The sequence below is a fragment of the Rhizobium sp. AN5 genome (genome assembly GCF_900215255.1).
Classification (GTDB): Bacteria; Pseudomonadota; Alphaproteobacteria; order Rhizobiales; family Rhizobiaceae; genus Agrobacterium; species Agrobacterium tumefaciens.
In genome coordinates this window covers 1,821,914-1,836,871 of sequence record NZ_OCMJ01000004.1, presented here as the reverse complement: position 1 = coordinate 1,836,871, position 14,958 = coordinate 1,821,914, and the positions used below count along the sequence as shown (strand labels likewise).

The following is a 14,958-nucleotide window of genomic DNA, read 5'->3' as shown; positions in this document are numbered from 1 at the left end:
GCGATTGCCATGAGCAACAGCGTTAGCCGTTCTATATCTCTCCTGGCAGCACCAAGCGGCCGGGAGTTTTTGTTTCAGATCACCCTTGTCGACGGGTAACGGTCGATCAATAGTTTTCATCTATAAGCAGTATTTAGATTACGGGAGAGGCAGCGTTGCGCCACTCTACTGCTTGGGTGATATTTATGAGCATTTTCATTGCCGATCGCGTAAGCGGACAGCTGTCACGTTTTTTAAGCGAACTCGTCGCGATAACGACTTTCACCGTGGCGACACCGGATGGATGGCGTCGGCTTGACCCGGTACAGTCATCATTTCGATTGGCTTGCCTGATCGCTTCCATAGCCGCCATTATCTGTGTCGTTGCGATCCTGACGATGGCGCAGTTGGACCTGGTATCGGACTTGAGCAATGGGCTCACAATCGGCCTGGTCCTTAGTTCGACAATCTCTTTCACCGTCGGCTTTTTAATTTGCTGGCTCAATGCGAGGCAGATGCAGTTACTGATCCAGTCACACGAGCGCTTTGCGCAGCTCAGCCAGACTGATGCTCTGACAGGTCTTCACAACCGGCTAGGTCTTTATTCGAATTGCGTTCACCTGAGCACGCCATATTGCGTCGCATTTATCGACATTGATCATTTTAAGTCCGTGAATGACAGCTACGGACATTTGGCTGGTGACATGGTTATCTCCAGTGTCGCCAAGACAATTCGGGAAGGTTTCGATGAAGCCGCTCATGTGGCGCGGATGGGCGGTGAAGAGTTTGTCGTCGTCCACACCCTTGCCCCGGACCGGTTCCTGGAACAGTGCGAAGTCGTCCGTGAGAAGATCGCGACGACAACGGTTCATTTTCAGGATTTGCAGATCAGTACCACCATCTCAATAGGTGTGGCCTTGCGCGGGAACAGGGAGATTTTCGAGAAGGTCATGCACAGTGCGGATATGGCGCTCTATGAGGCGAAACGTAGCGGGCGTAATCGCATCTGTTCTTCGGGCGCGAAAAGTGGCCGCCAAATTATCGCCTGAGGATCATCACAGACGAAAAAAGGCCGCGAAAAGTGATTTCGCGGCCCTGATCTTTTAGTGGCCTGTCGTTCAGACTTCATCCTTGCGGGACAGAAGAATGCAGGCGAGCGTGATGAGGGCGGATACGCAGAGGTAATATCCGACATATCCCATGCCGTAATTCACCTGCAGCCATGTGGCGATGTAGGGCGCCAGCGATGCGCCGAAGATGCCGGCCATGTTGAAGGTGATGGACGAGCCGGTGTAGCGCACCCTTGTCGGGAAGGGGGCGGCAAGCGCCGTTCCAATCAGGCCGTAGGTCATGCCCATCAGCGTCATCGCAAGAGCCGCGAAGATGAAGATCGAACCTTCGCCGCCTGTCATCAGGGTAGGCAGCAGGAACGAGAACAGGCCGATCAGCACCGTCGTCAGGATCAGGATTTCGCGACGGCCGAAGCGCTCAGCGAGCTTGCCGGCGATCGGGATGAAGATGCCGAAAACGATGGAGCCCATGATCTGCACTTCGAGTGCGTCGAGGAACGGGATTTTCAGAACCTTGACGTTGTAGGACAGCAGATAGGCGGTACCGATATAGAACAGCACGAAGGTGGCCAGCGCCACGAAAGTGCCGAGCGCGAGGCTGCGCTTGTGGTTGCGGAACAGTTCCACGACCGGCACGGCAACACGTTCTTCCTTTTCGATTGCCTTCTGGAAGGCAGGCGTTTCGGTGATCGACAGACGAACCCACATGCCAACCGCGATCAGGATGATCGAAGCGACGAAGGGAATGCGCCAGCCCCAGCTCAGAAGCGCTTCCTGCGACATGAAGTGCAGCAGGATCCAGAAGACGCCGGAGGAGAGGAACAGACCGACGGGCGCGCCGAGCTGCGGAAACATCCCGTACCAGCTGCGCTTGCCGGGAGGAGCGTTTTCCGTGGCCAGCAGGACCGCGCCGCCCCATTCTCCGCCAAGACCGAAGCCCTGACCGAAGCGGCAAAGCGCCAGCAACAGAGGTGCCAGAACACCGGCTGTCTCATAGGACGGCAGAAGGCCGATCACGACCGTCGATACGCCCATGGTCAGCAGAGCGGCGACAAGCGTAGCTTTACGGCCGACGCGGTCACCATAATGGCCGAAAACGACGGCGCCGAGCGGGCGGGCGAAAAAGGCGATGGAGAAGGTGGCGAAGGATGCCAGAAGTGCCGTCATCGGATCATTGTTCGGGAAGAACAATGTCGGAAACACGAGCACTGCGGCCGTGGCGTAAACGTAAAAATCGAAAAACTCGATGGTCGTGCCGACCAGGCTGGCGGTGAGAACTCGTGCAGGCGAATTTGTCTTTACAACGTTCGGATTGCCAGCTGTCGGCGATACCGGAGATATCGCGTCAGTCATGGTTTTGGTCCCATTTTTGGATGATTGCATGTCATGCCTTGGGGGGCATTGACTGCGTTAACGCAATTTTTGTTCTTTTGGAATGCTAAAAAAGAAATAATGCGGACAATGTGATCGGCTGGTGCGACAGGGGCCGCAGCGTGTGCGAGGACGCAGTCTCAAGATTGAGAGACTGATTCAGGCGACGGATTTAAAACGCTGAAACGTCAGATAATTTTCGCTGGGGAAAAGCGTCATCCGTTAACGTTTTCGCCTTGTCTTTATCAGGGATAGAAGTGCGCGGCATCCTCGTTCTATTTCCGATCATTGAAAACCTGCATGTTGCAATCCGTGCAACTCTCTGATTCCAAGGAGGTAATTCGGATCGATGCTGATTCTTTAATGGAACTGGCATGTTGGGCGCGGCGGTTAACGAAAGTAAACGATTCATTAACCTTAATGGCGTTTAACTGATCTCAAGGATCATGTGCCAGAATCACCGTTCGTCAAATTCGGTTGGTTCCGGCGCGGTTCGTAGCGGAGATTTGGTGTCAGAGGTATCGATGGGCGGCAAGCACGTAGCTGTTCTTTTGGGTGGGTTTTCGTCGGAGCGGCCGGTCAGCCTCTCGTCCGGGAACGCTTGCGCGCTCGCCCTTGAGGGCGAGGGGTACAAGGTCACCCGGGTCGATGTGGGGCGCGATATCGCCGCCGTACTCGGCGAGCTGCGCCCGGATGTCGCCTTCAATGCGCTGCATGGCCCCTTCGGTGAAGACGGCACCATTCAGGGCATTCTCGAATATCTCGCCATTCCCTATACCCATTCCGGCGTGCTCGCTTCTGCGCTTGCCATGGACAAGGCGCAGGCCAAGAAAGTGGCTGCGGCTGCCGGCATTCCGGTGGCTGCCGAACGCGTCATGAACCGGTTCGAATTCACCAGCGAACATCCGCTTGCGCCGCCCTACGTCGTGAAGCCGGTGCGCGAAGGCTCGAGCTTCGGCGTTGTCATCGTCAAGGAAGACCAGTCGCATCCGCCGCAAATCCTTACCTCGTCCGAATGGCGTTACGGCGATCAGGTCATGGTCGAGCGTTACATCCATGGTCGCGAACTGACCTGCGGCGTGCTCGACGGCGAGGCGTTAGGTGTCACGGAAGTGGTGCCGCTGGGTCACAATTTCTATGATTATGACGCTAAATACGCAGCCGGTGGCTCAAAGCATGTCATTCCTGCAGAAATTTCACCAAAAATTTACCAAAAAATTCAAACACTGGCGGTTATGGCGCATCGGGCGATCGGGTGCCGTGGCGTAAGCCGTTCAGACTTTCGTTACGACGACCGCTTCTCAGAAGATGGCGAAGTTATCTGGCTTGAAGTGAATACGCAGCCGGGCATGACGCCGACCTCCCTGGTGCCGGAAATGGCGGCCCATGCTGGCCGCTCCTTTGGTAACCTTGTCAGCTGGATGGTGGAGGACGCTTCGTGTTTGCGGTGACCGGCAAAAAGTCGACGGCAAAAAAGCGCGAGCAATTCGTGGCGACGGCAAATGCCGACGATCGCAGGGTGCTGCCGCGTCCGCTGCGTCGTTTCGTGCGTTTCGGTGTCAGCCTTGCGACCGGACGCATCCACATTCCCGCCCATACCGGCACGATTTCGGCTGTTGCCTTTTACGCGGTGATCGGGCTTTACGGCATGTCGCTTGGCGGACATACGAATATCGTCACCCAGACCACGACATCGGCCGCCGGTTTTGCGGTTGAGGACGTCAAGGTATCAGGCAATTTGCAGACATCGGAAATCGAAGTCTTCCAGCTTCTCGGCCTTGACGGCAGCACCTCCCTGATTGCGCTTGATATTGATGCGGCACGCCGCAAGCTCGTCCAGCTTCCCTGGGTCGAAGATGTCGATATCCGCAAGGTCTATCCGAAGACGGTTGAGGTTCGCCTGAAGGAGCGTGAAGCTTTCGGCATCTGGCAGCATGGCACGGAACTTTCGCTGATCGAAAAAAGCGGCAGCGTGATCGCGCCGCTGCGTGACAATAAATTTGCCGCCCTGCCGCTGTTCGTCGGACGTGACGCGGAAACGGGTGCTGCCGGTTTCGTCGCGCAACTGGCCGATTGGCCGGAAATTCGCAACCGCGTTCGCGCCTATGTTCGCATTGCCGGCCGCCGCTGGGATCTGCATCTCGACAACGGCATCGTCGTCAAGCTGCCGGAAGAGAACCTGCCGCAGGCACTGCAATTGCTGGCACGGCTCGATCTCGAGGAAAAGGTTCTGTCGCGTGATGTCGCTGCCGTCGATCTGCGCCTGACGGACCGCACCACGATCCAGTTGACCGAAGGCGCAGCAGAGCGCCGCCAGACGGCGGTAGATGCACGCACGAAGGCACTCAAGAAAGCGGAGAAGAACACGTGAGCTTTTTTGGTTCTTCCCATTTCGGCCTGCCTCGCCTGAAGCCGCTGTCTTCCAAGCGCAGCCACATCGTCTCGGTGCTCGACATCGGCTCGACCAAGGTCGTTTGCATGATCGGACGGCTGACGCCGCGCCAGGAAAGCGAAATTCTGCCGGGTCGCACCCACAAGGTGGAAATCATCGGCATTGGTCACCAGCGCTCGCGGGGTGTGAAGTCCGGCGTGATCGCCGATCTTGACGCACTCGAAGGCGTGATCCGTCTTTCGGTGGATGCGGCCGAGCGCATGGCGGGCCTGACCGTCGACAGCCTGATCGTCAATGTTTCCGCCGGCCGGCTGGCAAGCGACATCTATACCGCGAGCATCGATCTCGGCGGACAGGAAGTGGAAGCAAGCGACCTGCGCAAGGTTCTGGTGGCGGCGAGCCAGCAGTCCATGCGTCAGGACCGGGCGATCCTGCATTCGCTGCCAACAGGCTATTCGCTGGATGGCGAGCGCGGCATTCGTGATCCGCTGTCGATGTATGGCGATCTTCTCGGTGTCGACATGCATGTGGTGACTGTCGAACGCACGGCGCTGAAGAACCTCGAGCTTTGCGTCAATCGCGCGCATCTTTCGGTCGAGGGCATGGTGGCGACGCCCTATGCCAGCGGTCTTGCGGCACTGGTCGATGACGAGGTCGAGCTTGGCTGTGCGGCCATCGACATGGGCGGCGGCACCACGACGATCTCGGTTTTCGCCGAAGGCCGTCTCATTCATACCGACGCGATCGGCCTTGGCGGCCATCACGTTACGACAGATCTTGCACGAGGCCTCTCGACACGAATCGAAGATGCGGAGAGACTGAAGGTGGTGCATGGTTCGGCTTTGCTGAATGGCGCGGATGAGCGCGACATGATTTCGATCCCGCCGATTGGCGAAGATGATCGCGATCAACCATCGCAAGTTTCAAGGGCACTTGTTACCCGCATCGTGCGGGCGCGTATCGAAGAGACGCTGGAATTGATCCGTGATCGTATCCAGAAGTCCGGCTTCAGCCCCATCGTCGGCAAACGTGTTGTCCTGACGGGCGGCGCGAGCCAGCTGACGGGGCTGCCGGAAACGGCACGGCGCATTCTTGCCCGCAACGTTCGTATCGGTCGCCCCATGGGGGTTGCGGGTCTTCCGGTTGCGGCAAAGGGACCGGCATTTTCAACCGCATGCGGACTGATGATCTATCCGCAGGTGGCGGACATCGAAATTCATGCGGCGCAAGGCGGAATGTTCTCGCCGTTTGGTACGGGTAGCGGCCGGATAGCCCGGGTAGGGCAATGGCTGAAAGAGAGTTTCTGAGTGGCCTCGTGGCGTGAGCCGGAGGTTTCCAAGTTGAGTTTTCAAGAATCGGCCAGCGGGGCGATGCGGCCAGAGAAAGAAGGAATGGTAAAATGACGATACAGCTGCAAAAGCCTGATATCACCGAGCTGAAGCCACGCATCACTGTTTTCGGTGTGGGCGGCGGTGGCGGTAACGCTGTCAACAACATGATCACGGCTGGCCTCCAGGGTGTCGATTTCGTCGTCGCCAACACGGATGCACAGGCTCTGACCATGACGAAGGCAGACCGGGTCATCCAGCTCGGCGTCAACGTCACCGAGGGTCTCGGTGCCGGTTCCCAGCCGGAAGTCGGACGCGCCGCCGCTGAAGAATGCATCGATGAGATCATCGATCACCTGAACGGCACCCACATGTGCTTCGTCACTGCCGGCATGGGTGGTGGTACCGGCACGGGTGCTGCGCCTGTCGTCGCACAGGCTGCCCGCAACAAGGGCATCCTGACGGTCGGCGTCGTTACCAAGCCTTTCCATTTCGAAGGCGGTCGCCGCATGCGTCTTGCCGAACAGGGCATCGAGGAACTGCAGAAGTCCGTCGATACGCTGATCGTCATTCCGAACCAGAACCTCTTCCGCATTGCCAACGACAAGACGACCTTTGCCGATGCCTTCGCCATGGCTGACCAGGTTCTCTATTCCGGCGTTGCCTGCATTACCGATCTGATGGTGAAGGAAGGTCTCATCAACCTCGACTTCGCTGACGTTCGCTCGGTCATGCGTGAAATGGGCCGCGCAATGATGGGTACTGGCGAAGCTTCCGGTCCTGGCCGTGCGATGCAGGCTGCGGAAGCGGCAATCGCCAACCCGCTGCTCGACGAAACCTCGATGAAGGGCGCACAGGGCCTCCTGATCTCCATCACCGGCGGTCGCGATCTTACCCTGTTCGAAGTCGACGAAGCGGCTACCCGTATTCGCGAAGAAGTCGATCCGGATGCCAACATCATCCTCGGTGCAACCTTCGACGAGGCACTTGAAGGTCTCATCCGCGTCTCCGTCGTCGCGACCGGCATCGACCGCGTTGCGGGCGTTGGCGAACAGAACATTGCCGATATGCGCGCCGCAGCCGCCAAGCCGCTTATCCGTCCTTCCGCGGCCGTTGCTCCCGCTCCGGCCGCAGTTCAGCCTGCACAAGCAGTATCGCAGGCACCAAAGACCGTAGACCAGATCGCCCAGACCATCCGTTCGGCGGAGGCCGAAATGGAACGTGAACTTGGTTTCGCAGCACACCAGCAGCCCTCTCAGGATTTCCGTCCGCAGAGCAAGCTGTTTGCATCCGCTCCGGCTGAAGCACCGGCAGCTCTCCGTCCGGCCCAGCCGGTTCAGCAGGCTGCTCCGGCACCTGTTGCCCCGGCACCGGTCTATCATGCGCCAGAACAGGTTGCCGCTCCGCGTCTGCAGCAGCCGCAGGCTCCCGTCTATCAGGAGCAGGCTCCTGTTGCCCGCCAGCCCGAGCCTGTCCGCATGCCGAAGGTTGAGGACTTTCCGCCGGTCGTGAAGGCCGAGATGGATCACCGTGCCCACGCAGCTCCTGCAGCCCAGGAAGAGCGTGGCCCGATGGGTCTTCTGAAGCGCATCACCAACTCGCTTGGCCGACGCGAAGAGGAAGAAGTTCCTTCCGAAATGATGGATGCGCCGAGCATGGCGCCGCAGCAGCGCCGCGCACTTTCGCCGGAAGCCAGCCTCTACGCTCCGCGTCGTGGCCAGCTTGACGATCACGGTCGTGCGACGCCTTCTTCGGCAAGCCACCATGACGACGACCAGCTGGAAATTCCGGCCTTCCTGCGTCGCCAGTCCAACTAACAGCGATTCCGTTCGCCTCTCCAAACGCCCGGGTCACACGACCCGGGCGTTTTGTTTTATTGTGCGTTATTAACAGTAAATTAATTCATCTTTTCAATGGCTTGTGCGTGTAACAATCCGAAACGAACAGTGATTTGTCCTGGCACTTTCATGTGCGTATGTATGAGGCTGGGTAAGGGAAAACATTGACCTCGCCGGTTGTTAAAACCGGCTTGAAAAACTTGAACGGCGCTGAATATACGGCGCGGTTTTCAAAACAAGGCATATAGGCATGACTATCGGACTGCTCGGATTTCAAACGACTATCGCAAATGCTGTTCAGCTCAAGGGCATTGGCGTGCATTCCGGCAATCCGGCTTCGATGACGTTCCAGCCCGCAGAAGCCGGAACGGGCATCGTGTTTCAGCGCCTTCATGAAAATGGCAGCGTAACCGAGTTGAAGGCGGTGTCTTCCAATGTCGGCAATACTGATCTGTGCACCGTGCTCGGCCGCTCGCTATCCCAGTCAGTGGCAACGGTCGAGCACGTCATGGCCGCCATCTACGCCATGGGCCTCGATAACCTCGTCGTTGAGGTCGACGGTCCGGAAGTGCCGATCATGGACGGCAGCTCTGCGCCTTTCATCGATGCGATCGAATCGGCCGGCATCAAGAACCTTGGTGTGAAACGCCGCTATATCCGCGTCATCAAGCCGGTGCGCATCGATTCGGGTGCGTCCTGGGCGGAGTTCCGCCCTTACGACGGCACGCGGTTCGAGGTCGATATCGATTTCGACACGCCGCTGATCGGCAAGCAGTCCTGGAAGGGCGACCTGACGGCGGATACGTTCAAGAACGAGCTTTCGCGGGCCCGCACCTTCGGCTTCATGCGTGACGTGGAGCGCCTGTGGGCTGCCGGTTACGCACTCGGCTCCTCGCTTGAAAACTCTGTTGTCATCTCCGACGACAACAGCGTCATCAACATGGAAGGCCTGCGTTACGCCAAGGATGAATTCGTTCGCCACAAGACGCTGGACGCCGTGGGCGACCTGGCACTTGCCGGTGCGCAGTTCATCGGTTGCTATCGCTCCTATCGCGGCGGCCACAAGGTCAATGCCAACGCGCTGAAGGCTTTGCTGAGCGACCGCTCGGCCTATGAGATCGTGGAGGCTCCGGCCGCTCGCAACCAGGTACGTGCCCGCGAATTCGTTCCGGTCAACATGCCGGAATTTGCACCCTGGTCCGCTTGAGTTTGTTTGCAGGCTATTGATTGACAGGAAAAGCCGCTCCGTTTCGGGGCGGCTTTTTTCACGATGAGGGGCGGGATGTTTCGTCATACCGCCTGATATTCATGCGATTGCATGGGCCGATGCCATAAAAATGCGTTAATGCATCATCATTGCGTTGCCCTGCAGATGCTTTTATGGCTAGAAACGCCAGTGCAAAGCCGATGCTTATGTATTTGCGCGGGAAGTGGGAACTGTCGAATGAAGCATGTAGGGTCTGGTGCAATGAAGGGTACGATGCGGGGGATCGCCGTTTCGTTGATGTTGGTCGGTGCGAGTGTTGCCGTCACGGCCTGCCAGTCCGATCCGGATATCGACATTACCAAGCTCGGCGTCGAGACCGATCCGCCAGACGTTCTGTACAAGCAGGGGCTTGCCAACATGAACGCCGGCAACATGACCGAAGCCTCGCGCAAGTTCGAGGCGATCGACAAGCAATATCCCTTCACCGAATGGGGCCAGAAGGCGCTGGTCATGCAGACCTTCATCGCCACGCGCACCAGCAAGAACGACGTGGCCATCGCGTCGGGCAGCCGCTTCCTGCGGCAATATCCGCGCTCCAAGGATGCCGCCTACGTTCAGTACATGATCGGTCTTGCCTATTCGAAGCAGATTTCCGACGTGACGCAGGACCAGCGCGCCGCGCAGCGCACCATTGAGGCGATGAGCAAGGTGGTCAATGACTACCCTGATTCGGAATATGTCGCTGACGCGCAGGCCAAGATCCGTTTCGCCCGCGACCAGCTCGCCGGCCGCGAAATGCAGGTCGGTCGTTATTACCTTGAGCGCAAGGAATATCTCGCCGCCGTTTCGCGTTTCCGCATCGTCGTCGAGCAATATCAGAATACCAACCAGATCGAGGAAGCACTGGCGCGTCTGGCGGAAGCCTACTATGCGATGGGTCTTTCCGACGAGGCGCAGACCGCGGCCGCCGTTCTCGGTAACAACTATCCCGACAGCCAATGGTATGCGGATTCCTACAAGCTGCTGAAGGGCGGTGGGTTGGAGCCGCGTGAAAACAAGGGGTCCTGGATTTCGCGCGCCGGCAAGAAGCTTATCGGCGCCTGAGACAGGGCATAGGCCATGCTGGTCCAGCTCTCGATTCGTGACATCGTTCTGATTGAAAGGCTCGACCTCGGTTTTGAGGCGGGCCTTTCCGTGTTGACGGGTGAGACTGGCGCCGGCAAATCGATTCTGCTCGACAGCCTGTCGCTTGCGCTCGGCGGACGCGGCGATGGCGGTCTGGTGCGCCACGGGGAAGAGAAGGGGCAGGTCACTGCCACTTTCGAAGTTCCGAACAACCATCCCACACGGCATCTCCTGCGCGAAAACGGTCTGGATGACGATGGCGACCTGATTTTCCGCCGCGTGCAATCCGCAGACGGACGCACCAAGGCCTATATCAACGATCAGGCCATCAGCGTGCAGATGATGCGTCAGCTGGGGCAACTACTGGTCGAAATTCACGGCCAGCACGACGACCGCGCCCTTGTCGATACCGATGCCCACCGCACGCTGCTGGATGCTTTTGCCGGGCTGAGCGACGATGCCCGTGCCGTTCAGGGTTTCTACCGCACATGGAAGGACGCCGAGCGGGCGTTGAAAACCCATCGTGCCAAGGTGGAGGCTGCTGCCCGAGAGGCGGACTACCTGCGTTCCTCCGTCGAGGAGCTTGAAGTGCTCTCGCCGCGCGACGGCGAGGAGGAGGAGCTTGCCGAACGTCGGGCGGTGATGCAGAAATCCGAACGTATTGCCGGTGATATCGCCGAAGCGAGCGAGTTCTTGAACGGCAACGCCTCGCCAGTGCCCATGATCGCATCCATGATGCGCCGCCTGGAACGCAAGAGCCACGAGGCGCCGGGATTGCTGGAAGACACCGTGCAATTGCTGGATGCCGCGCTCGACAGCCTTTCCAACGCGCAGATGGAAGTGGAGGCCGCACTTCGCCGCACCGAGTTCGATCCACGTGAGCTGGAGCGGGTAGAGGAACGGCTGTTTGCGCTACGCGCCGCCGGACGCAAATATAATGTCGCGGTGCCTGATCTACCGGCGCTTGCGGAAAAAATGGTCGCTGATCTCGCCGACCTCGATGCGGGCGAAGAAAAGCTCGGCAAACTTGAAGCCAACCTCGGCGTCGCGAAAGCCGATTTCGACCACGCGGCCAAATCGCTTTCCGAAAAACGCCGCAATGCGGCGAGTGCGCTTTCCGAAGCGGTCATGGCCGAGCTTCCGGCGCTCAAGCTGGAGCGGGCACGTTTTACCGTCGAAGTCAGCTCCGACCCGGAGCAGGCGACGGCTGACGGCATCGACATCGTGGAATTCCACGTTCAGACCAATCCTGGAACGCGGCCCGGCCCGATCATGAAAGTCGCTTCTGGTGGCGAATTGTCCCGTTTCCTGCTGGCGCTGAAAGTCGCGCTGGCGGATCGTGGTTCGGCACCGACACTGGTGTTCGACGAAATCGACACGGGCGTTGGCGGCGCTGTGGCAGATGCCATTGGTCAGCGGCTGCGTCGTCTGTCGAAAACCGTGCAGGTTCTCTCCGTCACCCATGCGCCGCAAGTGGCCGCGCGGGCGGCCACACATCTTCTCATTTCCAAAGGCCCCTCCGGCGACGGCACCGAGCGCATCGCCACGCGTGTCGCTACCATGGAGCCGAAACATCGCACCGAAGAAATCGCCCGCATGCTTGCCGGTGCCTCGGTGACCGATGAGGCGAGGGCTGCCGCCGCCCGCCTGCTTGCCGCCAAGGATTAACGGCTGACGGCCACCGCCACGCCGGAGCCGATCATGACGCCGCCCGCTGCGCGGTTCACCCTGCGGACGATTCTTGGCTCACGCAGCAGCTTTCTTGCCCGCACCGCCAGAACCACATGAGCGCCGATCACAACCGCCTCCACCACGACGATGACGGATGCCAGCGCCAGAAGGTGATCGACCGTCAGCGAGGCGCCGACGACGTTCGGTAGCAATGCCACGTAAAAGAGCGGCATTTTCGGATTTCCGAGATTGAGCGCAGTTCCGGTGGCGAATATCGAAAGAAGGCTACGGCCGCCATTCATGGGTTGCAGATCGGGAACCACAGGTTCCGCTGTCCAGAGTTTGAAGCCCATCCATATCAGATAAGCCGCGCCGCCATAGCGCAGCACTGCCATCACCGTTCCCATTTCGGCGGCGAGGATCGACAGGCCGAAGGCTGCAAACGTGAGGAATATCAATATTCCTGCCACGGTTCCGGCCCCATAGGCGAGGCCGGAGGCGGCACCATGGGTGATGGTGCGGGCGACGATCGTCATATTGTCCGGGCCGGGGCTGGCCGCGAACACGAAGAAGGCTGCTGCAAAGGCAATGAGGGTGGTGAGTTCCATGGTGGCTCCGGCTTCCGTTTCATCCGGATGCTCAGAATAACGGTTTCCCGCCTGTTGAAAAGCGAGGATGGTTTTGCGTTTGCCAATAATTCGCTAAAAGCATTGCAGATTCATCCGTGAGGCTTCTTCCATGTCGAAAGACCAGATTCCCGTCGAAAACCTGACCGAGCTTGAGGCCTCTTCCGAGCTGGCATTTCTTGCAGCCGAGCTTGCCCGCCACGATGCGCTTTATCATGGCAAGGACGCGCCGGAAATTTCGGACGCGGACTACGATGCGCTGAAGCGGCGCAACGATGCCATAGAGGCGGCTTTCCCGGCGCTGGTGCGGGCCGACAGCCCATCGAAGAAAGTCGGCTTCACGCCGCTTCCCACCTTCGCGCCGATCGTGCATGCGCGGCCGATGCTGTCACTCGACAATACGTTTTCTGAAGGTGATCTGCGCGATTTCGTCAGTTCGGTCTACCGCTTCCTCGGGCACCTGCCGGATGATTCGATTGCCTTTACCGCCGAGCCGAAGATCGACGGACTTTCCATGTCCATCCGCTACGAGAACGGCAAGCTGAAGACGGCGGCAACACGTGGCGACGGCACGACGGGCGAGAACGTCACCGCCAATATCAAGACCATCAAGGAAATTCCGAACGAGCTCCCTGCCGATGTACCCGATGTGGTTGAGGTGCGCGGCGAGGTCTATATGGCCAAGAGCGACTTCATGGCGCTCAATGCCCAGATGGAGGCCGATGGCAAGCAGACCTATGTGAACCCGCGCAACACGGCCTCCGGTTCGCTGCGCCAGCTTGACGCCAATGTGACGGCGAAACGCAAGCTGCGGTTCTTTGCCTATGCTCTTGGCGAGGTCTCGAATGGCGGCCAGCCGACGCGGATTGCCGACACGCAATATGGTATCGTCGAGAAATTCCGGGAATGGGGTTTCCCGGTCAATCCGCTGATGAAGCGATTCACTTCTGCCGAACAATTGCTTGAACATTATAATGAAATCGGCGTCGCGCGACCCGATCTCGATTATGATATCGACGGCGTGGTCTACAAGGTCGACCGGCTTGACCTTCAGGAACGGCTGGGTTTCCGTTCGCGCAGTCCGCGCTGGGCGACCGCACACAAGTTTCCGGCCGAACAGGCCTTCACCACGGTCGAGAACATTGAAATCCAGGTAGGGCGCACCGGCGCGCTGACACCGGTTGCGCGTCTCACCCCGATTACCGTCGGCGGCGTCGTCGTCACCAATGCGACGCTACACAATGCCGATTACATCGAGGGTATCGGCAATAGCGGCGAGCGCATTCGGCCCGAGGATCATGATATCCGCATTGGCGATACTGTCATCGTGCAGCGTGCAGGTGACGTCATTCCGCAGGTGCTGGATGTGCTTCTGGAAAAGCGCCCGGCTGAGGCGGTGAAATATGCGTTTCCGGAGAAATGTCCTGTGTGCGGCAGCCATGCGGTGCGGGAGCGCAATGAAAAGACCGGCAAGCTCGATTCGGTCACGCGCTGCACAGGCGGTTTCGTCTGCCGGGCGCAGGCGGTCGAGCATCTGAAACATTTCGTTTCGCGCAATGCCTTCGATATCGAGGGGTTGGGTACCAAGCAGATCGATTTCTTCTTCGCAAGCGAGGATCCGGCCCTCTCCATCAAGACCGCTCCTGATATTTTCACGCTAAAGGCGCGGCAGGAGGCATCGCATCTTACCAAGCTCGAAAACATCGATGGTTTCGGCAAGGTCAGCGTCAAGAAACTGTTCGATGCCATCGATGCCCGCCGCGAGATCGATCTGCATCGGCTGATCTTCGCTCTCGGCATTCGTCATGTCGGTGAAACCACGGCGAAGCTTCTGGCGCGTTCCTATGGCACCTATGAGCATTTCGAGGAAGCCATGAAGGCGGCGGCCGATCCGGCGAGCGATGCCTGGGCCGAACTCAACAGTATCGATGGTATCGGCGAGGTCGTGGCCCGCGCCATCATCGAATTCTACAAGGAACCGCGCAATCTCGACGTCATCGACCGGCTGATACGGGAGCTGCGGCCGAAGGAGGCCGAGAAGCCCTCGACCGAAGGCAGCCCGGTGGCGGGCAAGACGGTGGTCTTTACCGGGTCTCTGGAAAAATTCACGCGCGACGAGGCCAAGGCCCGCGCCGAAAGTCTGGGCGCCAAGGTGGCCGGTTCCGTATCGAAGAAGACGGATATTCTGGTGGCCGGGCCGGGTGCAGGTTCCAAGCTTGCCAAGGCGGCGGAGCTCGGCGTGCAGACCATGGACGAGGACGAGTGGCTGGCGCTGATCGGTGGCTGAGGCACCGTCATCGCCTCGTTGTTTTGCGCCGCTATGGTTCTCATCCTGAAACGGGGAACGGGAC

11 protein-coding genes are annotated in these 14,958 nt (G+C 59.0%); 9 read left to right on the top strand and 2 right to left on the bottom strand.

Annotation, left to right across the window (positions count from 1 at the left end; translation table 11 throughout):
- The first annotated feature begins 185 nt into the window (after positions 1–185).
- Entirely contained in the window at positions 186–1,028 is an 843-nt protein-coding gene (locus CRP02_RS21720; RefSeq protein ID WP_323455385.1) for a GGDEF domain-containing protein, read from the top strand.
- Positions 1,029–1,097: 69 nt separating this feature from the next.
- Here CRP02_RS21720 and CRP02_RS21715 read toward each other — a convergent pair whose 3' ends face one another.
- Complete coding sequence (locus CRP02_RS21715; RefSeq protein ID WP_097102977.1) at positions 1,098–2,402, bottom strand: MFS transporter; 1,305 nt, start codon at positions 2,400–2,402, stop codon at positions 1,098–1,100.
- A gap of 542 nt (positions 2,403–2,944) precedes the next feature.
- Between CRP02_RS21715 and CRP02_RS21710 the strand changes: the two genes are divergently transcribed.
- The 7 genes from CRP02_RS21710 (at position 2,945) to recN (ending at position 11,978) form a co-directional block, all read left to right on the top strand.
- Complete coding sequence (locus tag CRP02_RS21710) at positions 2,945–3,871, top strand: D-alanine--D-alanine ligase (protein WP_097100593.1); 927 nt, start codon at positions 2,945–2,947, stop codon at positions 3,869–3,871.
- The gene (locus CRP02_RS21705) at positions 3,859–4,791 is read left to right on the top strand and encodes a cell division protein FtsQ/DivIB (protein ID WP_003513210.1); all 933 of its coding nucleotides are present in this window, start codon (positions 3,859–3,861) and stop codon (positions 4,789–4,791) included. Before CRP02_RS21710 ends, CRP02_RS21705 begins: the two co-directional genes overlap by 13 nt.
- Positions 4,788–6,119: a cell division protein FtsA gene (gene ftsA, locus CRP02_RS21700; RefSeq protein WP_003513208.1), complete on the top strand. Its 1,332-nt coding sequence runs from the start codon at positions 4,788–4,790 to the stop codon at positions 6,117–6,119. The genes CRP02_RS21705 and ftsA overlap by 4 nt, the downstream gene beginning before the upstream one ends.
- A 92-nt stretch (positions 6,120–6,211) precedes the next feature.
- Positions 6,212–7,957 (top strand): cell division protein FtsZ, encoded by a 1,746-nt coding sequence (gene ftsZ, locus CRP02_RS21695; RefSeq protein WP_065659193.1) that lies wholly within the window; start codon positions 6,212–6,214, stop codon positions 7,955–7,957.
- 271 nt (positions 7,958–8,228) lie between these two features.
- Positions 8,229–9,185 (top strand): UDP-3-O-acyl-N-acetylglucosamine deacetylase, encoded by a 957-nt coding sequence (lpxC, locus tag CRP02_RS21690; protein WP_003513204.1) that lies wholly within the window; start codon positions 8,229–8,231, stop codon positions 9,183–9,185.
- Positions 9,186–9,422: 237 nt separating this feature from the next.
- A complete protein-coding gene (locus tag CRP02_RS21685; protein WP_097100591.1) occupies positions 9,423–10,289 on the top strand; it encodes an outer membrane protein assembly factor BamD in 867 nt (288 codons plus the stop codon).
- A 15-nt stretch (positions 10,290–10,304) separates the two neighbouring features.
- Positions 10,305–11,978, top strand: a complete 1,674-nt coding sequence (gene recN, locus CRP02_RS21680) for a DNA repair protein RecN (RefSeq protein WP_097172258.1) — start codon at positions 10,305–10,307, stop codon at positions 11,976–11,978.
- On the opposite strand, the gene CRP02_RS21675 is transcribed toward recN, so the two are convergent.
- Complete coding sequence (locus tag CRP02_RS21675) at positions 11,975–12,589, bottom strand: LysE family translocator (RefSeq protein ID WP_097172257.1); 615 nt, start codon at positions 12,587–12,589, stop codon at positions 11,975–11,977. The genes recN and CRP02_RS21675 overlap by 4 nt on opposite strands.
- A 130-nt stretch (positions 12,590–12,719) precedes the next feature.
- Here CRP02_RS21675 and ligA point away from each other — a divergent pair, with 130 nt between their 5' ends.
- Positions 12,720–14,894 (top strand): NAD-dependent DNA ligase LigA, encoded by a 2,175-nt coding sequence (gene ligA / locus CRP02_RS21670; protein ID WP_097172256.1) that lies wholly within the window; start codon positions 12,720–12,722, stop codon positions 14,892–14,894.
- The last annotated feature ends 64 nt before the right edge of the window (positions 14,895–14,958 follow it).

What these genes read in the sequence shown, in the direction of transcription:
- CRP02_RS21720 (WP_323455385.1), top strand. Translation starts at nt 186, where the DNA reads ATGAGCATTTTCATTGCCGATCGCGTAAGCGGACAGCTGTCACGTTTT.
- CRP02_RS21715 (WP_097102977.1), bottom strand. Translation starts at nt 2,402, where the DNA reads ATGACTGACGCGATATCTCCGGTATCGCCGACAGCTGGCAATCCGAAC.
- CRP02_RS21710 (WP_097100593.1), top strand. Translation starts at nt 2,945, where the DNA reads ATGGGCGGCAAGCACGTAGCTGTTCTTTTGGGTGGGTTTTCGTCGGAG.
- ftsZ (WP_065659193.1), top strand. Translation starts at nt 6,212, where the DNA reads ATGACGATACAGCTGCAAAAGCCTGATATCACCGAGCTGAAGCCACGC.
- lpxC (WP_003513204.1), top strand. Translation starts at nt 8,229, where the DNA reads ATGACTATCGGACTGCTCGGATTTCAAACGACTATCGCAAATGCTGTT.
- CRP02_RS21685 (WP_097100591.1), top strand. Translation starts at nt 9,423, where the DNA reads ATGAAGCATGTAGGGTCTGGTGCAATGAAGGGTACGATGCGGGGGATC.
- recN (WP_097172258.1), top strand. Translation starts at nt 10,305, where the DNA reads ATGCTGGTCCAGCTCTCGATTCGTGACATCGTTCTGATTGAAAGGCTC.
- CRP02_RS21675 (WP_097172257.1), bottom strand. Translation starts at nt 12,589, where the DNA reads ATGGAACTCACCACCCTCATTGCCTTTGCAGCAGCCTTCTTCGTGTTC.
- ligA (WP_097172256.1), top strand. Translation starts at nt 12,720, where the DNA reads ATGTCGAAAGACCAGATTCCCGTCGAAAACCTGACCGAGCTTGAGGCC.